This is a genomic window from Mesorhizobium sp. M7A.F.Ca.US.010.02.1.1 (genome assembly GCF_004023085.1).
Taxonomy (GTDB): Bacteria; Pseudomonadota; Alphaproteobacteria; order Rhizobiales; family Rhizobiaceae; genus Mesorhizobium.
In genome coordinates, this window is sequence record NZ_RZRV01000022.1 from 52,539 (window position 1) to 77,335 (window position 24,797).

Genomic DNA, 24,797 nt, shown 5'->3' on the forward strand with positions numbered 1-24,797 from the left:
GCTAGGCGGCGTGGACAAATTTGAGCCAGTATCTGGCGGTGGCTAGGTAGACCATTCCGAGGAAGCTATTGGCCAATTGATCGTAGCGGGTGGCAATGGCCCGGTTGATTTTGAGGTGGCCGAACATGCGCTCGATTCGGTTCCGCTGCTTGTAGAGCGCCCGGTCATACTCGATCTTCACGCGGCGGTTTGATCGGCCGGGTATGACGGGTTTAATCTTCCGCTCGGCGAGATCGGCGCGAATGGTATCGGCATCGTAGCCCTTGTCCGCAAGGAAGGCGTCCGGTGCACGAGTCCCCCTTTTCCGCCCGCTGCCGAGACATGGGCGCGAACTGTGGTGCTGTCGATGCTGTAGTGGCCGCTGTCCGCCATGACCTCGGCGAGCATTACCGCCACGGTCTCCCAGACCCCGGCCTCGCTCCAGCGTCGGAACCGACGATAGATGGTGTTCCAACTGCCGTATTTGGGCGGGACATCCCGCCATGGAGCGCCGCAGCGGAGCCGCCAGAGAATGCCGTTGATGATCGAACGATTCTGCTTGGGAGGTCTACCTCGGCCGCGTTTGTCAGGGTCGATGGGCAGCAAGCCCTTGAGAACACGCCATTCTGCTTCGGTGAGATCGCCCCTGCTCAAACCTGCCTCCAAAAAGCAGCCTTGAATCAATCCTCTTGGGCTACGTCAATCGCATCGACGTCCGAAATTCCGTAAGGCGGATATACTATTCCGCCAAGGTGATGGACAGTTCGAGAGGGCTGTCGCTATCCGCGAAAAATCGGCTGCCATCCTCAAACTCGATCACCACCTCTCCATCGCGGTGGCGCATGACACGGCGAACAACCTTGCCAATCAGCATCGACGTAGCTCGTTCGCTCTCTTCTTCCAGTGTCATTCCCAATGCTAACAACCCGATCGCAGGAAAGCGACCCTGCTAACATCGAATTTGTCCACGCCGCCTAGGGTCTGCGGTTTGCGGATTGAGTGGCAAAGCGCATGCAGTCCTGGAAAGTAGGTCGTGGGAGGGGGAGGAGTGTCGCGATGGTGACAGCTCTTCCTACTCAGACCTTTGCCATTGGCCGTTGCCAGCAGAGCCAGAGTTTATGATTGCCAGCACTTCGCAGCTGGTCCTCTAAGGCCGAAGCTTATCCATTTGAGGGCAAACGGCTTGTTATCGGGTCGCAGTCGCCGGCGCCAACACCGAGGCCTGAACGCGGGGCTATCTCGGTTCTAGATGGTTACGATATCCAAACTGCATTTGACGAAAACACCGGTGGCATCGATCATTAATTACGCACCGGCGCCTGATCCAAATTACTCAAATGCGGGAACGTGCCTATGGTTGGCGTTGACAGGTTCAAGGAGATCGAGATCGAAGCGATGACTTGGCGCCGGTACCTGCACGAGAATCCGGAGCTTGACTATCGGGTGAATGACACAGCGGCATTTGTGGCGGAAAAGCTGGCTTCCTTCGGGATTAACCACATCGAGTGCAGGATAGCTGAAACCGGCGTGGTTGCGTTGATCCAAGGTCAACTCGGAGATGGGCCCACTATCGGGTTGCGGGCCGACATGGACGCTCTGCCTATACTCGAAGCTTCAGGCAAACCTTGGACGTCGAAAAGGTCCGGACAGATGCACGCGTGTGGTCACGACGGGCATACTGCAATGCTCCTTGGCGCCGCGAAATACCTCGCCGCGACCCGGAACTTCAAAGGGTCCGTTGCCCTGATCTTCCAACCTGCCGAGGAAGATGGCCGCGGCGGCCAAAGAATGGTCCAGGAGGGGATCATGGACCGTTTCGGGATATCTCAGGTCTTTGGCATGCACAATTGGCCAGGCATGGAGGTTGGTGCGTTCGGCATTTGCGAAGGTTCGATTTTTGCCGCGCTCGACGAGTTCGATATTGTGGTCAAAGGCAGAGGGGGTCACGCGGCCGCTCCCCATCTGACAATTGACCCCGTCGTTGTTGCAGCTCAGATCATTTTAGGCTTGCAGACACTAGTCTCACGCAACACGGACCCCACCGAGTCCCTGGTGATCTCCGTCACAAAGCTGAACGCCGGACAAGCTTACAACATCATTCCCGAACGCGCGGAGATTGCCGGAACAGTCAGGACACTGTCACCGATTTTGCGCGACTTCGCTGAAAAACAGATTGAGGCGTGCGCGGAAAATATTGCACGCGCTTCCGGGGCGAAGGTCGAGTTTCAGCATCGCCGCCTGGAGCCCCTCACTGTCAATCATCCCGATCAAACGCGTCGGGCAACAGAGGTGGCGCGTGCTCTGGTCGGCCATTCATCGGTGAACCCCAAAGTCAAACCTAGTTTGGGGTCAGAGGACTTCGCGTACATGCTAGAGGCGCGGCCGGGGGCATGTATACTGCTTGGAAATGGATCGACTGCTGCTCTCCATAATCCAACCTACGACTTTAACGATGAAGCACTGCCATACGGCATTGGATACTGGGTCAACTTGGCCGAGGCTGCTCTAGCACCATGACATTGTCCAAGCAAAACAACCTTGGCTAATCAAGGCTGAGATCACAAGAAGAGGGTAACGACATGAAATACGAAATAAATCGCCGACGATTGCTGCAGGCGACATCGACCGCCATGGCGGCTGGCGCTCTGTCTTCAATTGCGGGCCGCGTTGCGGCCCAAACACCCAACCAGATCAACGTAGTGCTAGGCGGCGGCGATTGGGGAAAGGCTAACATTGAGGCTTACGCTAAGCCATTTGAAGCTGAGACCGGTATCAAGGTCAACCCAATCACCGACGACATGGGTATGGGACAGGTCGAGTTGATGGTAAAATCGGGCAATGTCACGGTAGATGTCGGGGCGCTTACGCAAGGGTCCGGCTTGGTCGCAGCTAAGAAAGGAATTCTTGAAGAAATTGATTACTCCTTGTTCAGGAAAGAAGAGCTAGACGGAATTTATGAATTTGCCAAGCAACCGTTTGGCGTGGCAAATTTGATTTACTCATATAATATGGTATATAGCACAGACGTATTCCCAGCTGATAAACCCCGGCCGACAAACTGGGCTGAATTCTGGGATGCTGATAAGTTTCCCGGCGTTCGCACCTTGGTGTCCGGCCAGTTTGGTTCAGAAGGACCCTGGGAAGAGGCCCTGTTAGCGGACGGTGTATCTCCCGATAAGCTCTACCCGATGGATATCGACCGGGTGTTTGCCAGTTTGGACAAAATAAAGCCGCACATCCGTAAGTGGTGGAGCAGCGGATCAGAGATTCAACAGATGTTGCATGATAAGGTCGTTGACATCGCTCAATCGTATGACGGAAGAGCTCTACTGTTGATCGATCAGGGCGCCGCGACGGAGATCAATCGAAACCAGGCGAAGCTGCAGTGGGATTATTGGGTCATTCCAAAGGGTTCACCCAACGCGAAGGCTGCGCAGAAGTTTATCGAATTCGCCACTCGCGCGGAACGTCAGGCAGCATTTTGCCAATTGTTTCCTGAGGGACCAAGCAACGGCAATGCGTTCAAACTTCTTCCCGAGAAAGTTGCGCGCAAGCTCCCTACCCACCCAGATTACATCAAGAGCAGCGTTTCCATCAACGGCAAATGGTACAATGAGGTAGGCCCCAGCGGTGTTTCCAACACTGAGATGCTTATCCAGCGGTGGAATGAGTGGATCCTGCAGTAGGGTTGGTTGAAGTGCGAAAGTCCGGTCGGGGTAACTCCATACCGGGCTAAAGTCGAAACTGATGCTGAAAATGTGACGGGGAGCGGGGTAGCCCACTAGCCTCTCCGCTCACGGCATCGGGTACGACGGCAGAAGGTACGGCAAATGCCTGCTAATGCACGCCAGCGATGGTGGAGGAGCCACAGTGAACATGCACGCAATGAATACCGCCCCCCGTTCGGAAGTTGACGCTGCAGATGTGAACCAATCGGTGCCACAAATTCAGTTCAGCAGTGTTACCAAGATGTACGGGAGTGTTCCGGCGGTCAGGGATCTGTCGCTGACCGTGCGTCGCGGCGAGTTCTTGACGATTCTCGGCCCGAGCGGCTCGGGTAAGACCACTACCCTGATGCTCTTGGCCGGCTTTGAGGCCCCGAGTTCGGGTGATATTATGATCGCCGGCCATTCAGTGGCTTCGGTCCCGTCCTACCGGCGCGATCAAGGAATTGTGTTCCAGAGCTATGCGCTGTTCCCGCATCTCACAGTGGCTCGAAACCTGGAATTCCCTCTCGAAATGCGGGGCATGGCTCCCGATCAGAGGAAGGTTCGGGTAGCCCGTATGCTTGAGCGCGTGCATCTAGGGGAATTCGGCGGTCGCATGCCATCCCAATTGAGTGGCGGTCAGCAGCAGCGCGTGGCGCTAGCCCGCGCGCTGATTGCCGATCCACCCTTCCTATTACTTGATGAACCGCTTGGCGCACTCGACCGTAACCTGCGTGAGCAGATGCAGATCGAGATGAAGAGCTTGCACAAGGAGTTCGGTATCACGACGGTGTGCGTTACGCATGACCAGGAGGAGGCGCTTACTCTGTCAGACCGGATTGTTGTAATGCGCGCAGGACGTGTCGAGCAAATCGATACACCAGAGGCCCTCTATGATCGGCCATCATCGTGCTTTGTCGCTAAATTTCTGGGTGAGGCGAACATTCTCGAGGATGCCTTGTTGCTGGCCAGAGGGGGCAACGCGCCGCAAATCGGCACCGTTGCGATGATAAGGCCAGAGCGCATCAGTGTACTTCCGAAGACTGCGGAGTGGGCTCAAACGGACCAGCGGCAATATGTTGCCGGTGCGGTCGACGATATGATTTTTGCCGGCCCTCTGCGAAAATACCATGTTCGCGTTGGCAACAATGTTCTCATCGTCCGGGAACATGTCGCGGCAGACCAACCTGTTTTCCAGCCAGGCGAGGAGGTTTGCCTCACGTGGCTGCGGTCAGACATTCGCTTCGTTTCGCCATAAGCGATTGATAAGGGATATCCATGAAGCTTTTGCGCAGAATGGCCAAGGTGCCACTTGGGTTAACCGCGCCCGCGTTCGCGCTTTTGCTTGTGGTTTTCGGTGCCCCTATAACCTTGCTTTTCCTAAGCAGTGTCAATGCCCCCGATTTCTCGTTCCAATACTACGGAGCGTTTTTCGCCCAGCCAGCTAATGTGCGGGTGCTCTTTCAAACGATAGAAATAAGTCTGGTCGCAACTGCCATCTGCTTAATCGTAGGCTATCCAACCGCGTATCTGATCGTCACGGCATCCAAGACTCTGCGCATGACGCTCATCGCTCTCGTGATCATCCCCTATTTGACCAGTGGGCTGGCGCGTACCTACGCATGGATTGTTATTCTTGGGGATCGCGGGGTCATCAACAACATCTTGCTGGACGTCGGATTGATCGATCGACCTCTGCAACTCATCTATAACCGAACCGCGGTCTATATTGGCATGGTCCACATCATGCTGCCGATGATGATACTTCCCTTGGTTAGTGCGATGATGGGGATCGATCGGTCCTTGATGGCTGCTGCACGCAGTATGGGAGCGGGACCTTTCACCGCTTTCAGGCGTGTATTTCTCCCCCTTAGCATTCCAGGCGCACGGAGTGGCTCGCTCCTAGTTTTTGTGTTCTGCCTAGGATTCTATATCACGCCGGCGGCACTTGGGGGATTGCGCGATGCCATGCTTTCAACCTTCATTGCGGCCGAGGTGAATAGCTCGTTCGATATTCCGCGCATTGCCGCTGCGTCCTTCATCCTTCTCGGGTTTGCCATTGTGGTGCTTTCCATGGTCGGGCTTGACCTCTCCGGCAAACAAGAGCAAAGCCAAACTCGAGCTCCGAAGGGCTCGATGTCCCGACTACCCATTGTTCTTGTTATCAAACGAAACTTCAGCGAAATTCTGCGTCCCTATCGTGTCAAACGGTGGACGGGACGGCGCTACGTGCCTGGGGCGGAAAGGCGATGGCCTAAAGTCGTCGCGATCGTTTTTATCGTTTTGGTGATGGCCTTTCTTTTATTCCCAGGGATAATCGTTGTCATCATGTCGTTCAGTTCCGGGGCATTTTTGCAATTTCCGCCTTCGGGCCTGTCGCTTCAATGGTATCGCTCGTTTTTCGGCGATGCATCTTGGAGCGGAGCAGCTTGGACCAGCGTCGAGATTGGTGTCGAGGTAGCTGTTATTTCTACTCTATTGGGAACACTTGCTGCTTTCGGATTGAGCCGAATAAGCGCAAGACTTCGCGGCGTGCTGACAATGATCATAATCACGCCTATCACCTTTCCAGTTATCGTGGTCGGTATCGCGACTTATCTGGGTCTCATCCAGATTGGTCTAATCGGCACAAAGGGTGGTATCGCCCTCGCTCACAGTATCGGCGCTGTTGGAATTGTGGTGGTGATCGTTTCTGCGACGTTGGCCAACTTCGATCGGACGTTAGAGCAGGCGGCCAAGAGTATGCGTGCCGGACCACTGCAAACGTTTTTTCGCGTAACACTGCCGTTAATCAGGCCGGGAGTGATCGGCGGCGCCATGTTCGCATTCCTCCAGTCATTCGATGAAGCGGTCATAACGTCTTTGGTCGGCGGTCTGTCGGTGCGGACGTTGCCCTTGAAGATGCTGGAGAATATCCGCCACCAAATCGACCCGACGATTGCTGCAGTCGCTTCTCTTTTGATGCTTCTGCCTTTAATCTGGATGCTTGTCCTCTATGCCGTCTGGTGGCGTTCTCGACCGAGCATGCAGCGAACATTACAGGAAGCCGCTGCCTAACTGGCGTGGCAGATCCACTTCCTGATGATGCGTCCGACCTATTCCTACGGACTGGCGACAAGCATCTGTTCGGGGCTTCAACGGGCGGATAAAATGGCCACCTGGTCCAAAACGGAAACCAGTAAAGCTCTTGCAATTATCATCTGGCACATGCGGATCAAGGATTCGGACTATGTCTGGGATCGGCCGGCCTTGCTCGCCAGCAAGCTCAGACCTGCCGATCCTCTTGCTGCGCGCCAGGATGGAATTCGAGGTCAACGGCGCTGACCGGATCGCACAGATCCTTCGCCCGTCTGAACAACGAACAGCTAGCCAACGTCAACCGGCTGATCGCGCGATTTCTGAAATCGGCTACCCACCGCGACTTTGACCTTCCTCCTCCCTTAGTGCACCGGGATCAAGGTGACGAACCAAGGGACAGGTCAGCAGAGCGAGCCCTGGTCATCTGAAAACGCGATGGTGCCGTCTCGGACATTATATTGGCGAAGTGGTGACCGCGTGTGCATAGTTCCAGGCGAAAAAAATAGCCGTGTACAAGACCATATGCCCGGTCAAAGTCGCCAGATCACCCGCAATAGGTTAAGCAATGAACGAAGCACCACATCTTACGTTTGATCTCGATGCGCATGGCGTGAGCAGAGGACACCTCGTTGTGCCGGGAGGCGCCGACCATGAAGAGTTCTCGCTTCCGGTTTTTAGTCTTAATAAGGGCGATGGACCGCGCCTTCTTATCACCGGTGGGAATCATGGCAATGAAATGGAGGGGCCATTAGTCGCGCGGCGGCTTATCGAGTGGCTGCCACAAGCGCAAACCAGTGGTAGGATCATCGTGCTGCCAGTGCTTAATCCATTGGCAGTTCAAGCATGGAGCCGCAATACTCCGCTTGATGGTTTGAATCTGAACCGCGTGTTTCCGGGCCGTGCCGACGGGTCTGTTACGGAACGAATCGCGGATGCGGTTTCACGCGTATTGTTGCCAAATGCCGACATCGTTTTCGATCTGCACAGCTTCGGCCCAACGTGGGATTTTCCCCCGGCGGTCATCACGCATCCAATTGCTGATGCGGATCTCATGGCTAAGACGCTCGCAATGGCAGCGGCATTTAAGCTGCCCGTAACATTGCTCTGGCAACATGACGACACGGCTGGGATGTTCGACAGTTGGGCACATAGCCTAGGGAAGGTATTCGTTTGCGCGGAATTCGGCGGTGGTACGGTTAGCGCAGAAGCTCTAGCGATTTATGAAGCTGGAGTTCGCAACGCGCTCGTTATGCTTGGACTCGTCGAAGGAAAAGTCGAGGACGTGTCTTTCCGTAACAAAAGGTCCAGTCAGACCCTTGAGACGCTGATATCAGACGAGTTGAAATCGCCCGCGCAGGGTATCTTCGAACCTCGCTGCTCTGTGTTGGATGAAGTGAGGTCGGGAGATCTTATAGGTATCCTACACTCTATGGATTCTGTTTCCGCTCCGTCCATTGACATCCGAGCGCCTGGGCCATCAATCGTCCTAGCCATAGGATCGGGCGCGCATGTCGACCGCAATGAAGGGGTAGCCATCCTTGCGCGGCCGCTGCATAACTAGAGGTACAGATTAGCCGCGCCTTGGCCAGCTGTAGTAACTCCGGTATGAAGGCACTGGCCTCGACTGGAGCTTATAGGCCAGCTCCTCGGATCGATCAGCGGCTGATCCTGTCTTCCAAAATCATGCCAAAAAGATTGCTTGATCCTTGATCGCTTGGTTTATACTAACCATGGTTGAAAGTGGCGGTCCGAGATGGGAGCTGGCCGGACGGATTGATCGCCTAGCTTCTGTTATGGAAGCAGGGGCGACGATCCGGCGCACCGCGACCAAGAGGGGAGGCGGACGGTGCCGTCCCCGCTGACGCCCGTAAAACAACTTTATCGTATCTTAAAACGAGATGGGCACGTTCGGGGCTTTATATTGGCAAAACCGATTCCGAACGGGGCATAACTTAGGACAGAGCGCGCAAATCCGGCCGCAGCTCATAGCTTGGCCAAACTCGAGTATAATTCAGTGCAGATCAAAGACGTCATTCTCACGCCCGGCAACGGCGCCTTCTTTTATGACGATCAAGCTGCCATTAGGGCAGGGGTTGGCCAGGACGGTTTTGTTTACGTCGGCGAGCCATTGACGCCCGGCTTCCGTGATATCCGTGTTCCGGCAGCTTGCTTAAGCGTCGGGCTTGTCCTGGAAGACGATATGGTCGCCTGGGGCGATATGATGGGAGTGCAATACTCAGGGGCTGGCGGGCGTGACCCCCTGTTTGACGTCGGAGCCATCATGGATCTCACGTCACGTGTTGTTGTCCCGCGGCTCTTAAACATTGATGCGTCCAGCTTTTTGACAGCCTGCTCCAGTGTCTTCGATCTCCATACTGGGAAACGACTCCCACTATGCATCGAATATGGGGTCAGCCAAGCCCTTTTAAGCGCTGCTGCCCATGCTGCGCGTCGTACCATGGCGGAGGTGGTTTGTTCGGAATTTTGCCTATCCATGCCGCATCGTCGTGTCCCAATTTATTGCCAGAGCGGTGATGCGCGCGAAATCAATGTCGATAAAATGATCCTGAAGGGGGTGGATGTGATCCCGCATGGCCTCATCAACTCGCGTAGCAAATTCGGCGTTGGGGGAGAAACCTTTCTGGATTTCGTCAAATGGGTGGCGCACCGCGTCAAGCAAATCGGCCAACCAGACTATTCTCCGGTGCTGCATTTCGATGTGTACGGCTGGATCGGTATGGAGATCGGGCTCGACGTCCAGCGCATCGCCGACTTCATCAGTAAGGTTGCTGACGCGGTTCCGGAGTTCACGGTGAATATCGAATCGCCAGCCGACTTCGGGTCTACGCCGGCGCAGGTCGAAAATTACGGGCAGATCGTCGGCATTCTGAATGCGCGCGCGTCACGTGCGCGCATCGTTGTCGATGAACGCTGCAACACCTTAGAGGATGTGCGTCTGTTTGCGGAGGCTAAGGCGACCCATCTCGTGCAGATCAAGACGCCGGACGTGGGCTCGATCGCCGACAGCGCCCGTGCGGTGCTTCTGTGCAAAGAGAACAACGTGGACGCCTATGTGGGAGGCAGCTGCAGCGAGACGGATCTCTCCGCGCGAGCGACGGTTCACATTTCGGTGGCAACACAGGCGGACATGATGCTCGCGAAGCCTGGCATGGGCATCGACGAAGGTCTTTCCATTGTAGGCAACGAACAAAATCGGTTGCTCGCCATGCTTGATCGGCGTCGGGCACAAAACCTGAAAGCCGCGTAGGAAGCGCCCTGATGCTAAACAGTCTCAAGGACATCACGGTTGTGGCGGTCGAACAGGCCGTTGCAGCTCCCTACGCATCGTCTCGCCTTGCTGACGCAGGCGCCCGGGTGATCAAGGTCGAAAGGCCCGAAGGGGACTTTGCCCGAAACTACGACAAGCTGGTGCGGGGGCAGAGCGCGTACTTCGTCTGGCTCAACCGGGGTAAGGAGTCGGTCTGTCTAGACCTGAGGTTGGAGGCGGATCGCGCCGTCCTCGACACGCTCATTGCCAGTGCTGATGTCTTCATCCAGAATCTAAAGCCGGGCAGCATAGAAAAACTGGGGTTCGCGTCCGCTGATCTGCGTCGACGATATCCGCGGCTGATCACCTGCGACATTTCTGGTTTCGGGGAGTCAGGGCCGTATTCCCATTTGAAGGCCTACGATCTGATCGTCCAGGCCGAAACAGGTCTATGCGCTATCACCGGCAACCAACAGGGGCCTGCGCGTGTAGGGGTCTCGGTTTGCGATATCTCGGCGGGCATGACAGCGCACAGCGCCATTCTTCAGGCACTGTACCACCGCGAGGTCACCGGCGAAGGGACCAGCATCCAGGTGTCACTGTTTGATGCCGTCGCCGACTGGATGAACGTGCCGGTTTTGCAAAATGATTACAGCGGCTACCAGACGGTACGCGCAGGCGTGAAACACCCGTCGCTCGCGCCGTATGGTGCCTATCGCTGTGCCGACGGCAAAGAGGTCATCTTTTCGGTTCAGAATGACCGCGAATGGGTGAATTTCTGCGAGAAATTCCTGAAGCAGTCCGGGCTCACACGCGCACCTGGTTTTGCTGACAATATGGAGCGCCTCGCTCATCGTGCGCAACTTGATGAGATCATTGAACAGCGGTTTTTTGAACTATCCTGCCACGATGCGATGCAGGAGCTCGAGGCGGCCGGCCTGGCATATGGCCGACTGAACGAAGTGGTGGATGTTTCAAAGCATCCACACATTCGCAGGGTGCAGGTTGGAACACCCGATGGAGCCGTCGAGACGATAGCGCCGGCGGCGATTTTCAACTCGGAGCTCCCCTCGCTTCGCCCAGTCCCGGCTCTTGGCTCTCATACCGAGGCTGTCCGCGAGGAGGTGCGGGCGCTTTTGCGCGAAAGAGCCGCGTCAGCGTGAGCGCGCGTTTCAGTAAGGTGAGACTGCTCGCGGTTTACAAAATGCCTGTGTACCTCGGATCATTTCAGCGCACCGGCCGCCTAGAAAGCTCACTGGCAGCGCCCGCGCTAAAATCGGCCGCAAAGGCGTCTCCATGATCAAGGACACCTTTGCGGCCGTTGAAGGCGCGATGTCTGTACCGCGCTGGAGATCCCTGCTCTTCGTTCCTGTTCACGTTCCGCGCTTTGTAGAGACGGCCCATGAGCGGGGCGCAGATGGCGTCATTCTCGACCTGGAGGATTCCGTGCCCCAGGATCGGAAAGGAGAGTCACGGCAGCAGCTTCCTGAATGCGTGGCAGAGGTGGGCCGGAAAGGCGCATCTGTTTTGGTCCGCGTGAATCATGGTCTGCGCGCCTTGGCGGCCGATCTCGATGCAGCCGTGATGGCGGGTGTTGACGCACTGGTTCTTCCGAAGACGGATTCGGCAGAGTGGGTTATAGAGATCGCGAATGCGGTTTCGGAACTAGAACGTGAAAGAAATCTTCCGCAGGGAGGCATCCGGTTCCTTGCCCAGATTGAGACCCCGGGCGCCTTGCAAAGGCTTGCGGCCATTGCGTCGGCGCATCCAAGGATGGTCGCAATGGCGCTTGGCCCTGAAGACTTCAGCGCCGCTGTTGGCGGCGCCCCAGGATTCGACCTTCTTTTGACGCCGAACCTTTCTGTTCTGTTTGCCGCCCGCGCGGCCGGCTTGCTCCCGCTGGGCTTCATAGGAAGCATCGGCGAGTTCTCGGACACGCATAAACTTCGTGAGGCCGCGGTGCGGGCGCGGCGGCTTGGCTTTGCCGGAGCTTTGGCGATCCATCCGACACAGGTGGCCATATTCAATGAGGCTTTCTCGCCAAGCGCCCAGGAGCTCGAGTGGGCCCATAAAGTTGTCGCGGCGGCAAATGATGCCGCCACGCGTGGACTGTCCGCATTCTCGTTGAATGGCAAAATGATAGATCCGCCAGTGGTGCGGCGCGCCCACGAGATCCTGATTCTTGTGGGCAACAACTGACTGGCCTGTTATCAGCGGCTGAACAGGAGCGAATGGCACTACACCGCGCCGGGCAAGCCGATGCAAAATGGCTACGCGATTCCCTCAACGGCCGAATGCGAGACGAGCTGTTGAACGATGGCCTGTTCTTCGGCCTCGACCACGCCCGCAGTGCCACTGCCGAATGGAGGCAGGACCTAAATCCTGTTCATAACACTCATCTGTCTATGTCATTTGAGTGAATAGGTTTTGCTGATCTGGATGCGATCCCATGGGGTATTTTGGGTTTTGCCGCGCGCGATGAACGATGCGCTGAGCCGCCGGTTCGTCAAGCGTTGATCGGCTGAAGACCCATGGACCGTCCGGCAGAGGATGAACGCCTTCGATCGACGCGAGTCCACCGAAGGCGATGCAACGCGGCTCGCCATTGTCAAGCAGACCACGCCAGCAGGAATAGCGCGGAATGTTGTGCTTGGTTCCCGTGTAGCGGACCGTCAGCTCGCGGCCGCAGCGCCGGCAGCGGACAAGGTCGGCGAGCAGAGCGTCGCCATGCTTGGGCGCCCCGTGATGCCGGCTCGTGGGCACGTGGTCGCTCACCATCTTGCGGATCGCTTCCGCCTTTCCCAGCCGACGTAGCCTTCGTGTGCACCCGGAATCAGCGCCAGCATCTCGCGCCTTACGGCGGCTGCGCGAGCGAATGGCGGCATCTGCGCGGTCTGCGCGTCGTGCGGGTTGGAGAAGATCGAACTGATATGTCGTAGGCTGGCGCGGTATGGACCTCTCCCCGGTTCGCTTCGTGAGGACCCGATGCTGCGCCCGAATCCTCCAATTGCGATGGGGTGTGGGAATTGGCCGTCGGGTCCTGCAGCAGTGTCACCAAGACGCCAAGCGTTCTGGGATCGATATGTGGGGCAGGGCAATGCGCCACGCGGTGCAGACCGCGATCAAACATCCAGGCCGGAACTTCCAGCCACCGATCGGAGGCGTGGCGGGAGAGACTGCAGCGGAAAACCTCCCGGTCGGCGTTCTCGATCACCTCATGAACGTGAACACAACGCCCGGCCCAAGGATGCCACGGATAAAGAAACTTGCGTTCCTCGGTCCTGTGGGTGTTCTTTCCTGGTGTTGTTCAACACCGTGAGGCCGCATTCCTCGCTCGCTATTTGACCCCGGCGGTCTTCGCCGGAACCCTCGCCGCAACCGGCTCCGACGCTGCACTCAATGAAGGCTTCGCGCCTCCGCCCGTTGCTCAAACCGCGCCATAACAGAAACGGCCGAGGCTAATCGCCACTGGTTGAAAGTTCAGTGGCAGGTCAGAGGGTCTGGCTCGACGGCCTTAGCTTCAGGCTATCCGGCCAATCCCGGCGATCACCCAGCGACACGATGACTGACCAGTGCTCAGCGCCACCGCCGGAGCTGCAAAAAGAGTTGCGTATGATTGAGCGTTCGACCACGTTGCTGTCGATCTTGATATGGCCTCGTCCAGGATGCGCGAGAGGCGCTTCCCAGCGCGAGAGCGTGTAGGGGATCGCCGCTGTGAGCTTGGTCTTCTGACTGATTTGGCCGAGCTTCTCTAGCCGCCCTGGGTCCAGTGCCGTGATGGTTGAGCACTTTTTGCCTGCGTGCAGCAAGGCCTCGTTGGCCTCGGCTACGGATGTCATCCTCGATCTTTTAGAGTTCGCGGATCCTTCTTAGCGCCTCGATCGGGCGCGGCATGGCAGAAGGCGAGCGTGAAGCCGCTTTTCGTCGGCCAGCAAGCGATGGCCCGCTATAGCCGTCGACCTGCAAGTTCCGGTAGAGAGCCTGCGAGATGAGCGATCGCACGCTGGGCCTTTTCGGTCCGGCGCATAGACATAAGACGCCCGGCGGTCCGCTCCCTCCCTAATCAGTCATCGCGGGCATAAATCCAGAGTAGGCCTGTCTTCGTCTTGCCGACCCCGGAACGAGCACCGGCGCGGTCGTCGCACGTCGGCGAAGAGTTTTGGCGAGGACTTCGGTTTTGCTAAAGCAACCGTTCATGGACCAGACGTAGGTGCCAGTCCGGCGCGGCCGACTACCGGCGCTGCCAGCAGCCTGGGCAAGCGAACCAAATTGTAGCCCGCCAAGTTATGCCGCGCCCGCGGTGGCACATCCTCGCAGCTTGACCTTGGCCATGCCGTCTGAGGTCTTGACTGACCGAACCCTCCTCTGACCCCTTAGGGCAGTGCTGACTGAGATCATAGCCCGGATGGCGCTTCGTGCGGTCATCGATCGCTATACGCGAGGCTTGTTGCTTTCTGCTCAAATGGGCGTTGAAGGCAACGCGCGGCGTGATCTTGCTCTTTGCAGGTCCTTGACTGGCGCGTCCTAGGCTTCGCCAGCGCCAGTCGATGCGCCGTCGCGGCGTCTGCGGTCCAACATAGCGAGAGCGGCATCACGCTCGCCTGTGCCAGGCCTGGGTATGAAACTTTCCAGTCAAGCCGGATTGGCCAGCACCTGGGTGCATAACCAACCTGTTGTCGCGGCTTCATTAGCATGAGGTGCCCGGAAACGAAGATACGTATGGACCCCGCCCCGCTTTCCAATTGAGCCTAGGGGCTGCTGATTCCTTCTTCGCCAAGGGTCGTGAACGGCGTGATCGACCAATGGATTAGGTTGATGGGACGATGAGTGTCGCCTCGGTCGAGCAATGGTGGATGAAACTGCGATGACATGTCCGATAGGATCTCTGTAATCGCCCTGCCTGACGCCCTGCCTTCAGGTTTTCGACATAAAATTTCACCTCGGTCACACCTGATCTTAATGTCGCCAGCGATCTAATCCAGTGTGCCAGGAATGAGGTACCGTACGGCCGCACTGCGAGAATGCCTTCTTCGCAAATCCCAGTCCTCGCCGTGACTGCTAGGTGCAATACTGCAAGCCAGCTGAACCAATTGAGGATCTGTCCCCTCATCGAGGCGCGGATTGACTTGGATGACGACGGGTCCAGGCTTCGTCCACGGAGTTCAATGTTCGTTGGCCCAGCTGAGGCCGTGAGCTTGCAAGCAATTCTGTGACACGTTGACGATACGATCATGCTCGTCATTAGTCAGCAGGGTTGGTTGGACAATTCACCTCTCGGAAGAGGAAATGGGGTGGCCGGCCGAAGTCCGCCAGCGGCAATAGCAATGACCTCCTTTCCCATCTTGTTAGCGCCGCTGGTTGCAATGGCGCTTGGTACTGAAGACTTCAGTGCAGCTGTTGGCGGTGCCCCAGAACTCGACCTGCTTTTGACGCCGAACCTTTCCGTTCTGTTCCCCATGCGGCAGTCTCGGCTCGATAGGAAGCATCGGCGATTCTTAGACAATGATAACTTCGTGGGGCCGCAGGCGATCCATTTAAACATCGATGGGGCTTTTCACCAAGCGCACAAGAACTCGAGGGACCCGTCGTGTCCTCGCGGCGAAAAAGATGCGACGGCGCAAGGCAAAGGCGCGTTCACATTGGACGGGAAGATGGTCGATCTACCGGTTATTCGAAGGGTCCGAGAAATCATCTCCATGGATCAGGGCGCCGAGTTGGCCGGTTGAAGCCTCGGCGGGTTGGGTCCATTCTGGACACATAGGTTACGGTTTTGGTCAAACCACACTGAGATGACACGACAGTTAGGCGTCATGTCGCTCTGCAATTATTGCTGTCGCGCCATCACATTTCGAGATAGATTACATCATTGCAGTCCGCCCTCGGAAGAGTACCCGTGGAAATCAGGCAGTTAAGATACTTTGTTGGCGTGGTCGAAGCAGGCAGTTTCACGAAGGCCGCTGGCTTTCTGAATGTCGCCCAGAGTGCGCTGAGTCTGCATGTGCGCCAATTGGAGGAAGGCTTCGGCACTCAGCTGCTGATACGCGACAGGACCGGCGTGAGCGTGACGGCGTCAGGAGCCAAACTCCTGGAGCGGGCGCGGGCGATTCTCAAAGAAATTCGAATTACCGAGGTGGAATTGACCAACACAGCCGCTTCCCCCGCCGGGGAGGTGACTATTGGCATTCCGTCTGGAGCTGCTCGCGTCCTGAGCGGTCCGCTGCTTGAGACGGTAAGACACGAACTGCCCAAGGTGTCCCTCAAGATGGTCGAGGGTATGACGGGACCGCTAGAGGAATGGATGGCGGCTGGACGCTTCAATCTGGCGGTTCTGTACCGCACTGCGGACAGTGTGGGGCGAATGACTGTGCTAGCGCGCGAAGACCTTTGTCTGGTGGTTCCGTCCGGCGAGCCACCGTTTGAAGATGCGATATCTCTGGCCGACCTGCATGCATTCCCCCTGGCGGTTCCCATGCGCAACAACAATGTCAGGCGTTCGGTGGCTGATGTCGTCGCACAACACGGTTGCGCGATGGACGTCAAGTTTGAAGTGGACTCGCTCTCAACGATCATCAACATGGTCGTAGAGGGAAAAGCGCATTCTATTCTCGCCCCGTCTGCCGTTCAGAAAGAAGCCTCTCAAGGGCTGGTCCGGACGGTCAAGATAGTCGATCCGGTAATTACCCGCTCCGTGGTGCTTGCTGTAAATCCCAAAGATGAGCGTTCTGCGGCCGTTTCTGCGGTCCGCAAGCTCATTCCGAAGGTCGCCAGAGAATTGATTGAGAGCCGGGGCTGGGTAGCATCGGCTCCTGACGCGACCTGAGAACCATCGATCTGTAAACAACGGCATGACTTCCTTCCTGTCGGAACAGATCGATCTGGATTCCAGATGGATTTAGGCACTAATCGATATTTGACCCGCTGCGACCATCGCGATGAAACTGGCTCAAGCGAGCTCAGCGGCTTCGAAAATTGAAACGGCGCTCGCATGGCCAGAATCACAAGTGGAGCCCGCGATGTCCCACGCCAGGAGCTACGAGCTCTTCATTAATGGCAAATGGCGAGCCGGTGGTAGCCGAGCCACTTTGCCGGTGATCAACCCGGCGACGGAGAAGGTATTTGCCTCAGTGGCCTCGGCTACGGTTCCAGACTTGGATGAAGCTCTTGCTTCGGCAGAACGCAGCCGCAAGGCGTGGTCCTCACGCCCCGCCAAAGAGCGTGGCGAGATCCTCGTCTCTGCCGCCAGCAATCTGGCTGAGAAAGCTGGCGCCGCAGCCAGGGACCTGTCGTCCGAACAGGGAAAGACGATTGCCGAAGCAACAGGAGAGTACGCGCGCGCAGTCGAAACGCTGGAATGGAATGGCCGGCATGCCGATGAGTTGTCGACCCCGATTCCGTTGGGTCCGAACAGGATGATCGTCCCGGAGGCCCTCGGTGTCGTCGCTGCCTTTACGCCGTGGAACTATCCAGCCGTTCTCATCGCCCGCAAGCTCGCCCCCGCGCTGGCGGCAGGCTGCCCGGTGATCCTCAAAGGGGCCGAAGAGACGCCAAGCGTGGCTGTCCATGTCGTGGAATCTTTGCGTCAAGCAGGGATACCGGAAGGCGTGGTCAACCTGGTGTTCGGTGTTCCTGTGCATATATCACGGCATCTGCTCAGTTCGCCAATTGTCAAAGTCTTGACGTTCACGGGGTCGACCGCTGTTGGGAAACAGCTGGCCACACTGGCCGCGAATAATCTGCAGCGCTGCATCCTTGAGCTCGGTGGACATTCCCCGGTTATTGTGTGCGAAGATGCCGACCTGGCAACGGCGATACCGGCTATTTCGGAATACAAATTCGAGTGCGCGGGCCAGAGTTGTAATGCGCCCAGCAGGATTCTTGTCGCCCGATCCCGCTATGAGGAATTCCTGTTCCGGATGACGGAGGCGGTCCGAAAAATCAGGATCGGTCCACCGGATGACCCTGCAACGCAGATGGGTCCCATGGCAAACGCGCGGCGAATCGAGGCCATGCAACGCCTGACCAAAGATGCGGTAGAGGGCGGCGCCCAAATCGAGACCGGTGGCATCCCCCTTGACCGACCGGGGTTTTACTGGCCGCCAACCATCCTGACTGGCGTACCGAAGGAAGCGAGAGTGCTTCATGAAGAGCCGTTCGGACCAATTCTCACCGTGGCTCCTTTCGATACGATCGAAGAGGCGATCGATGAAGCCAACGCCACGGAGTACGGTCTGGCCGCCTACTTGTTTACTGGCGCGGCCGATACGCAACAGAGGCTTGTGGGCGGTCTTTCTGCGGGCGCTGTTAGTGTGAATTACCTGAAAGGGGTTTCCGCTGATGCCCCTTATGGAGGAGTCAAACAAAGCGGCTATGGATATGAAGGCGGCGAGCAGGGGGTGCGAAGCTTCCAGATTCTGAAAATGGTCAATGGCCTCGGTTCATTTGGATAAAATCCGGTGGGAAACAGAACACGGACCATGGCCGGTAGCGACATCACAAGGAGCGTCGCCGACGCCCTTCAGTACATCTCGTACTATCATCCTCCAGATTATATCCGGTCTCTTTCTCACGCATACACGCGAGAACAGAGCCCGTCGGCGAAGAATGCCATAGGTCAGATTCTGCTGAACTCCCGCATGGCGGCCTTTGGGCGGCGCCCGATTTGTCAGGACACCGGACTTGTGGTTGTCTTCGCAAAGGTCGGCATGGATGCCCGCATTAAGTCAACAGCCAGTTTCGCGGATCTTGTGAATGAGGGCGTACGTCAAGCCTATCTCGATCCGGACAATCCCCTTCGGGCATCGATCGTTGCGGATCCCCTCGCTAGACGGGTCAACACCCGCGACAACACACCGGCAGTTGTCCATGTCGACCTGGTGCAAGGTAACCAGATTGAGATCACCATCGCCGCGAAAGGCGGCGGGTCGGAGAACAAGGCACGTTTTACCACCCTCAATCCCACCGCCTCCGTTTCCGACTGGGTGGTCAATACCGTTTCGACCCTTGGCAGCGGGTGGTGTCCACCTGGACTGATCTCTGTCGGCATCGGTGGTAGCGCTGAAAAGGCGATGCTGCTGGCCAAGGAGGCCATGAACGAGCCCATAGATATGGCGGAACTGATCGCAAGGGGGGCGTCAAGCGCAGAAGAGGGGCTGCGGATTGAGCTTTATGAGCGGATCAACGCGCTTGGTATCGGCGCCCAAGGCCTTGGTGGTCTGACGACAGTCGTTGACGTCAAGGTTGCGACCTATCCTACTCATGCAGCGTCCAAGCCTGTGGCGCTCATCCCGCAATGCGCCGCCAACCGGCACCTGAAGTTTACTTTGGACGGCTCTGGACCCATCAGCCTCCAGCCGCCCGATTTGCGCGAATGGCCCGACATCGGAGCCGACGAATTGAACCCAGCCGGCGTCCGGCGGGTCAATTTAGATACGCTTACGAAGGAAGAGACGGCATCGTGGCGCTGCGGTGAAACGCTCCTGCTTTCTGGAAAGATGCTGACGGGCCGTGACGCTGCCCACAAACGAATGGTCGAACTGATTGATGCCGGCAAGCCGCTCCCAGTCGATCTGAGGGGCCGCGTGATCTACTACGTCGGTCCCGTCCGGGCAGTGAGGAATGAAGTCGTTGGACCCGCCGGTCCAACAACCTCCAGCCGCTTGGACGATTTTACGGACAAGGTGCTCGCCGAAACCGGCCTTTTCGCGATGGTGGGCAAAGCGGAGAGGGGACCGGCGGCCATCGCGTCGATTGTAAGACACAGAACGCCATACCTTGCTGCAGTGGGTGGCGCTGCGTACCTGATTTCAAAGTCGATTAAGGCGGCGCGGATTGTCGCCTTTGAAGACCTGGGCATGGAAGCCATCTATGAATTCGATGTGCAGGACATGCCCGTCGTCATGGCTGTCGATGTTGAGGGAAACTCCATTCACAATTCCGGGCCTCTTGAGTGGCGTAAGCGTATGGCAGCCGACAGCATCGCACGCAACATCGGTGTTTGAGTCTTTCCGGTTGGGCGATTTCGGCCAGACCCGAGCGCCAAATTATCGGGCAAGCCATAAGACGAGCGGCATTTGCGGTGCCCTGCGCCTCGGCGAGCCGGCCAAGCAAGGCCTTCAATTCACCCTAATAGTTGAATGTGCGAGTGAATACTGCATTGAGTATGCCGTCCATGCGATCGAGGGTCGAATGCAGTCGCGCGTCTATCAAGTACGGCAGCGAGATTCAAGAAAATCGGTTATCTATTTATCATGGTCTCCGCCGCCGCCGACTATTCTCTCCAGCTGCACCATTGCCCCGTTGGGCGTTGGGGCGATAGCCAAATTACTTCTGCAGCTTTTCTCAGCGGATCGCTCACCCTCAGCTGATTTTCGTACCCCATTCTGGCACATCTCGGGCCTGGAACGGATGCCTTCCACTGCTACATTCGCTCGTTTCAATTGATGATAGAATTGATCGGCACACAACGCGATGTCATCGCTGAGAGCATAGGTTATGAAGTCGAAACCCGATCCCGTGCAACTCGACAGTTGGGACCTGCGGATCCTCTCCGAAATTCAGGCAGACGGTCGGATTTCAAAAAGTGAGCTTGCAAAACGAGTTCATCTTTCGGCGTCCGCCTGTTCGGAGCGGCTCCGAGCACTCAAGGCCGCGGGGATTATTGAGGGATTTTATGCGCGGCTGAGTCCTGCCCTCATCGGCGGCATGATCTTTGTGATGGTGGAGGTCGTGCTGGATCGTCATCGTCTTGAGGACCAACGACACTTCGAAACTGCTATCCAAGACATTCCGGAAATCCTGGACTGCTGGGCAATTGGGGGGCGCGTGGATTATCTGATGCGGGTCGCATCTCGTTCTATGGCCGCCTATCAGGATTTCATGGAGGGACTGCTGCAGGCAGGCTTGGGGATTGATCAATACTATAGCCTTGTCGTCACGAAACCAGTGAAGTCCAATTCACCGATACCTTTGTCCGCCCTGAGGCAACGGTAACCCAAAAGCTAAGTTTCAACGGCGTTTGGCACGGATCCCGTAGATTCGTCGGCAAAAGGCACCCATTCCGACGAAACTCAAGGGACATTTGCGGTATACTAATTGCTGGAAAAAGGTGGCCGAGCGCTATCCGCCAGTTGATCGCGAGCAAGGACGATGCGCTTGAGCAATCTGGAACCGATCTATTCCAGGAGAGGATCGAAGCAGCCATCGGACGCACTTGCCCAGCACGGTTACGGCGAGAAGCCAAACCGGATCGTGCCTGGTTGAGGAGGCGTCCATATCTAAGATGCGAAGTGCCGAAAAATGCCTCTACCGCTACTTCAAGGGGGGAACTTTCGCCCTGGATTGGCGATCAGTGGCGATTGAGCTTAGTCGCGGTCAGCGCATCCGTGTAGGGGGCGAAATCTACAGCGAGGGTTTGGCAAGCCGACGGGTAGCGGGAGTGCAAGCTGGCCCGCTCGGCCTTGGCGACCAACCCGGCCCTCGACGCCTGCGGACATTCGGAGATCGCGTTTTTACGTCCTAAGTTCGTTGCTGTTCGAGATTAGGAGATCGTCTGTCCTGTTTGACATTGCTGGTCTCCGCAGCCTTCTAAGCGAGGAGCATGGCTGTGCCGGGATCGCGTAGGTGGGTGACAAGGCCGGTCACTCCTGCCACCCGACGTGGTCTTTGAGAAGGTGGAGGTTGCGCTACCGGCTGGAGAGCATGGTGCCAGTTTTCACAAGACAAGGGTCGCTTAATCGAATGGGCGTCAAGTTCATAGATTGCGAACAGATCATGGGGGGATTTGAATAGTGCTACTGACCGAGGCAGAGCTGAAAAGAGTTGCGAATGCCAGTCGAGGACATAGAGCCGCATCGATCGTTCTAAAGGAAGAGACGGCCGCAGCTACAGCCAGATCGTCATTCGACGTTTTTCTGTCACATTCTTTCAAGGACGCAGAGATCGTTCTCGGTGTGAAGCGAATTTTCGAGGAGCTTGGGTTCACTGCTTACGTAGATTGGGTCGAAGATTCACAACTGGACCGCACAAAAGTCTCCTCGGCCACCGCCGAGTTGCTGCGGACCCGTATGAGGCAGTCAAAGACGCTAATCTATGTGCATTCAAACAATTCTCCAGGATCCAGATGGATGCCTTGGGAGCTTGGCTTTTTCGATGGGTTTCGGACCGCGGTAGCGGTTCTGCCCGTGGCAAAAAATTCTTCGGAAACATTCTCCGGGCAAGAATTTTTGGGCCTATACCCTTACATTGATGGGACAGGACCTGCATTCCTGTTTATGAACAGAGGGACCGCGCCTCGCTCAAGAATAGGCTCTGTAAGCTCGACTGCTAACCTCACGTTTGCCAAATCCTGGCTTAAAGAATTTACCGCCACAAAATAGACTGGTGTGCTTCAAAAATGAAATATCCTGGACTCTATAATAGCGCCGACGTGGCATCCAACGAGCAGCAGGCGACGTTTCTGCGCCTGATCCGGGCAGAGTACGTTCTTCTTTTTTTAGCGTCGGTGCTCTCTTTGGACTTGTCGCCATCAAAAGCCTATTTCGGTGTCTATGCTGCGGTATTTCTTTGCTCAATGGGAGTCCTCATTTTCCGGTCGGTCACAAAGCCCGAGCAGGTCTGGTATCAGGCTCGAGCTCTGGCAGAGTCGGTGAAGACATTGACTTGGCGCTTCGCGATGCGAGCACAGCCGTTCGATGACGCGCGCGCCGCTGACGCCAGAGCTGATTTTCGAAAGCTCATGGAAGGTATCCTTGATAGCAATCGTCACCTTGGTAGCGCGTTGAGCGGCACCGATTCAGCATCCCCCCAAACAACCGACCAGATGATGTCGATAAGGGACTCCCCGCTAAAAGAAAGAAAAGACCTATATCTGCAGAGACGAATCTGCGACCAACGGAAGTGGTACGAGAAGAAGGCGCGCTCGAACAAGAGGTCCGCGAAAGTCTGGATGGGCCTTGGTATTTTTGCATACGCTCTGGGATTCTCGTTCATCGTAGTACGCATCGCTGACCCCGCGATGCCAGGCTGGCCGACCGAGCCGCTAATTGTCATCGCCGCCTCCCTTATTGGGTGGACCCAGATCAAGAAATTTAACGAATTGGCATCGGCTTACACGTTGACAGCTCACGAGATCGGCTTGACTGCCGACCTTATTACGGACGCCAACTCGGATGAGGCATTCTCCGCCGCGGTGAACGAAGCCGAACTGGCTTTCTCACGGGAGCACACCCAGTGGGTTGCTCGTCAAAACAACTAAGAGACAACAATGGCATACAGCGATCCGACCTATGTAATATTTGACGGCGATGAAGACGCTTGGGCATACCGCTTTATGAAAGGGTGGAACGCCAGCGAGAATGTGAGTTTTGAATTCGCGAACGCTCACGATCTGGACAATATGACGAGCCGAGCACAGGACGAAGATTATGTTAAACGCAATCTTCGCAACAGAATGAATGGATCGAGCCAGGTACTTGTCCTGATCGGTGAGAAGACGAAAAACCTTTTTCGCTTCGTGCGCTGGGAAATGGAATTGGCTCTTGATCTAGGTCTGCCGATAATCGCAGCAAACCTTAACGGCTCGCGGCAACAAGATGTGAGCTGTCCGCCTATCATCAGGGACAAATGTGTTGTGCACGTGCCGTTCAAGATGAAGGCCATCAAGCACGCGCTAGCCAATTGGCCGAGCGAATTTCATCGGCTTTCAAACGCTCAGCGTGGCGATGGCGCCAGGAGCTATGGCGAAAGCACCTATCGCGATCTCGGCTTATAATCGCCACCTAAAAGCACTTAGCCGCCCAAACATCCTCGCCATCCGCTGGCGGCGACTAGCCTTAGCAACGTCCGCCAGCGTGTTCCGAGCTTGCCGAGCGATGATAAGAAGAGCACGACGTCCGATTTGCTGAGTTTGGCTGAAAGCTGCAGGTCATGTGCAACCTATTAGAGGAGCCCCGCTCGAAGCGTCGGATCGTCAGACAAGATCATGTCGCGCGAGGGCGCTGGTTTCGCGAGGAAAAGGAGCGGCTGTTCGATGTTTGAGGCTTGATCCAGCGTTTCGAGACTGCACGAGCGGCCAGCATTGATGGAGGCAGCTTTTCAGGCCGCGCAATTCTGTCGGCTCGCCCCCTCCTGCGAGCCGCAGCTCGGCTCGCCCTGCGCAGCAACCACGAATTTGCGATCGCAAGAAAGGCAACACGCTGACGATAGAACTTGGCGGCGCTGGTCGGCTGCGAATCAAGATGTCAATGGCAAGGAGCTCTCGCCGCGCGTCTTTGCCGGGCCGAACCTTCTGGCTATGCTCCTTCGAGAAGTCTGCCGAGCACCAGCCGCCGCACCGCCAAAGCTATCAATATGCGCGAGGGCACGACCTCAGCCTCTCAGCGCTGGCCAACCAGGTTGGAGCCTGTGCCGCGGCACGGAACCCGCTGCCTGCTGATCGAGGCGAATGTGCTTTGCCCCTGATCACCTCATTACCACCCTTGGGAAGGGCAAGACCGATCCGGACCGTCAGAATGTAAGGGATGACCGGCAGTTCGGCGGAACATGGCCGCCGGCGCTCTATCGTGCCTCGCGCGGCCGGCGGGAACAGCGTCCCGAGCGCTATTCATCCGTCAATATCGCCCGCTAATCGGGCACTATGCTGGGCGCATGCGCGTCGTAAGCTGTTCGTGTTTGCAGGACGCGCCCCCGACCCTCGGCTAAGGCGAAGGTGACGCCTTAGTTTTCACGGCAATTCGGGCCGATCCCGCGAATTTCACGGCGAATAACCT

18 protein-coding genes and 4 pseudogenes are annotated in these 24,797 nt (G+C 56.8%); 19 read left to right on the forward strand and 3 right to left on the reverse strand.

Going from position 1 to position 24,797, the window contains the following annotated elements:
• Position 1: 1 nt before the first annotated feature.
• Both EOA19_RS21720 and EOA19_RS35345 read right to left on the reverse strand, forming a co-directional pair.
• Positions 2 to 633: pseudogene (locus EOA19_RS21720) on the reverse strand (IS5 family transposase).
• A gap of 85 nt (positions 634 to 718) precedes the next feature.
• Positions 719 to 889 (reverse strand): hypothetical protein, encoded by a 171-nt coding sequence (locus EOA19_RS35345; RefSeq protein ID WP_164548526.1) that lies wholly within the window; start codon positions 887 to 889, stop codon positions 719 to 721.
• Positions 890 to 1,332: 443 nt separating this feature from the next.
• Here EOA19_RS35345 and EOA19_RS21725 point away from each other — a divergent pair, with 443 nt between their 5' ends.
• The 11 genes and pseudogenes from EOA19_RS21725 to EOA19_RS35970 form a co-directional block, all read left to right on the forward strand.
• Positions 1,333 to 2,496 (forward strand): M20 aminoacylase family protein, encoded by a 1,164-nt coding sequence (locus tag EOA19_RS21725; protein WP_063169316.1) that lies wholly within the window; start codon positions 1,333 to 1,335, stop codon positions 2,494 to 2,496.
• A 62-nt stretch (positions 2,497 to 2,558) separates the two neighbouring features.
• On the forward strand, positions 2,559 to 3,665 hold the full coding sequence (locus tag EOA19_RS21730) for an ABC transporter substrate-binding protein (RefSeq protein WP_063169315.1): 1,107 nt from the start codon (positions 2,559 to 2,561) through the stop codon (positions 3,663 to 3,665).
• 190 nt (positions 3,666 to 3,855) lie between these two features.
• Entirely contained in the window at positions 3,856 to 4,944 is a 1,089-nt protein-coding gene (locus EOA19_RS21735) for an ABC transporter ATP-binding protein (protein WP_224570037.1), read from the forward strand.
• 20 nt (positions 4,945 to 4,964) lie between these two features.
• Positions 4,965 to 6,743, forward strand: a complete 1,779-nt coding sequence (locus tag EOA19_RS21740) for an ABC transporter permease subunit (protein ID WP_063169314.1) — start codon at positions 4,965 to 4,967, stop codon at positions 6,741 to 6,743.
• 93 nt (positions 6,744 to 6,836) lie between these two features.
• Complete coding sequence (locus tag EOA19_RS35350; protein ID WP_164548525.1) at positions 6,837 to 7,010, forward strand: hypothetical protein; 174 nt, start codon at positions 6,837 to 6,839, stop codon at positions 7,008 to 7,010.
• A gap of 319 nt (positions 7,011 to 7,329) precedes the next feature.
• On the forward strand, positions 7,330 to 8,325 hold the full coding sequence (locus EOA19_RS21745) for a succinylglutamate desuccinylase/aspartoacylase family protein (RefSeq protein WP_063169313.1): 996 nt from the start codon (positions 7,330 to 7,332) through the stop codon (positions 8,323 to 8,325).
• A gap of 453 nt (positions 8,326 to 8,778) precedes the next feature.
• Positions 8,779 to 10,032 (forward strand): methylaspartate ammonia-lyase, encoded by a 1,254-nt coding sequence (locus tag EOA19_RS21750; protein ID WP_063170371.1) that lies wholly within the window; start codon positions 8,779 to 8,781, stop codon positions 10,030 to 10,032.
• 11 nt (positions 10,033 to 10,043) lie between these two features.
• Entirely contained in the window at positions 10,044 to 11,195 is a 1,152-nt protein-coding gene (locus EOA19_RS21755; RefSeq protein WP_063169312.1) for a CaiB/BaiF CoA-transferase family protein, read from the forward strand.
• A gap of 133 nt (positions 11,196 to 11,328) precedes the next feature.
• The gene (locus EOA19_RS21760; RefSeq protein ID WP_210326668.1) at positions 11,329 to 12,231 is read left to right on the forward strand and encodes a CoA ester lyase; all 903 of its coding nucleotides are present in this window, start codon (positions 11,329 to 11,331) and stop codon (positions 12,229 to 12,231) included.
• A 24-nt stretch (positions 12,232 to 12,255) separates the two neighbouring features.
• A pseudogene (locus EOA19_RS21765) lies at positions 12,256 to 12,380 on the forward strand (integrase core domain-containing protein); the annotation flags it as partial.
• A gap of 958 nt (positions 12,381 to 13,338) precedes the next feature.
• Positions 13,339 to 13,475, forward strand: a pseudogene (locus EOA19_RS35970) (IS3 family transposase); the annotation flags it as partial.
• A 48-nt stretch (positions 13,476 to 13,523) separates the two neighbouring features.
• Here EOA19_RS35970 and EOA19_RS21775 read toward each other — a convergent pair.
• Positions 13,524 to 13,871 (reverse strand): transposase, encoded by a 348-nt coding sequence (locus EOA19_RS21775; protein WP_063169310.1) that lies wholly within the window; start codon positions 13,869 to 13,871, stop codon positions 13,524 to 13,526.
• 1,485 nt (positions 13,872 to 15,356) lie between these two features.
• On the opposite strand from EOA19_RS21775, the gene EOA19_RS21780 reads away from it, so the two are divergent.
• The 8 genes and pseudogenes from EOA19_RS21780 to EOA19_RS35975 all read left to right on the forward strand — a co-directional run.
• On the forward strand, positions 15,357 to 15,758 hold the full coding sequence (locus tag EOA19_RS21780) for a hypothetical protein (protein ID WP_063169309.1): 402 nt from the start codon (positions 15,357 to 15,359) through the stop codon (positions 15,756 to 15,758).
• A gap of 167 nt (positions 15,759 to 15,925) precedes the next feature.
• Positions 15,926 to 16,852, forward strand: coding sequence for a LysR family transcriptional regulator (locus tag EOA19_RS21785; RefSeq protein ID WP_063169308.1), 927 nt, complete (start codon positions 15,926 to 15,928; stop codon positions 16,850 to 16,852).
• Between the two features lie 193 nt (positions 16,853 to 17,045).
• Complete coding sequence (locus EOA19_RS21790; RefSeq protein WP_063170369.1) at positions 17,046 to 18,479, forward strand: NAD-dependent succinate-semialdehyde dehydrogenase; 1,434 nt, start codon at positions 17,046 to 17,048, stop codon at positions 18,477 to 18,479.
• A 27-nt stretch (positions 18,480 to 18,506) separates the two neighbouring features.
• Positions 18,507 to 20,030, forward strand: a complete 1,524-nt coding sequence (locus EOA19_RS21795; protein WP_063169307.1) for a fumarate hydratase — start codon at positions 18,507 to 18,509, stop codon at positions 20,028 to 20,030.
• Between the two features lie 493 nt (positions 20,031 to 20,523).
• Positions 20,524 to 21,021, forward strand: coding sequence for an Lrp/AsnC family transcriptional regulator (locus EOA19_RS21800; protein ID WP_063169306.1), 498 nt, complete (start codon positions 20,524 to 20,526; stop codon positions 21,019 to 21,021).
• Positions 21,022 to 22,423: 1,402 nt separating this feature from the next.
• Positions 22,424 to 23,284, forward strand: coding sequence for a DUF4231 domain-containing protein (locus EOA19_RS21810; RefSeq protein WP_063169305.1), 861 nt, complete (start codon positions 22,424 to 22,426; stop codon positions 23,282 to 23,284).
• Positions 23,285 to 23,293: 9 nt separating this feature from the next.
• A complete protein-coding gene (locus EOA19_RS21815; protein ID WP_063169304.1) occupies positions 23,294 to 23,800 on the forward strand; it encodes a TIR domain-containing protein in 507 nt (168 codons plus the stop codon).
• Positions 23,801 to 24,283: 483 nt separating this feature from the next.
• Positions 24,284 to 24,704: pseudogene (locus EOA19_RS35975) on the forward strand (transposase); the annotation flags it as partial.
• Positions 24,705 to 24,797 lie beyond the last annotated feature (93 nt).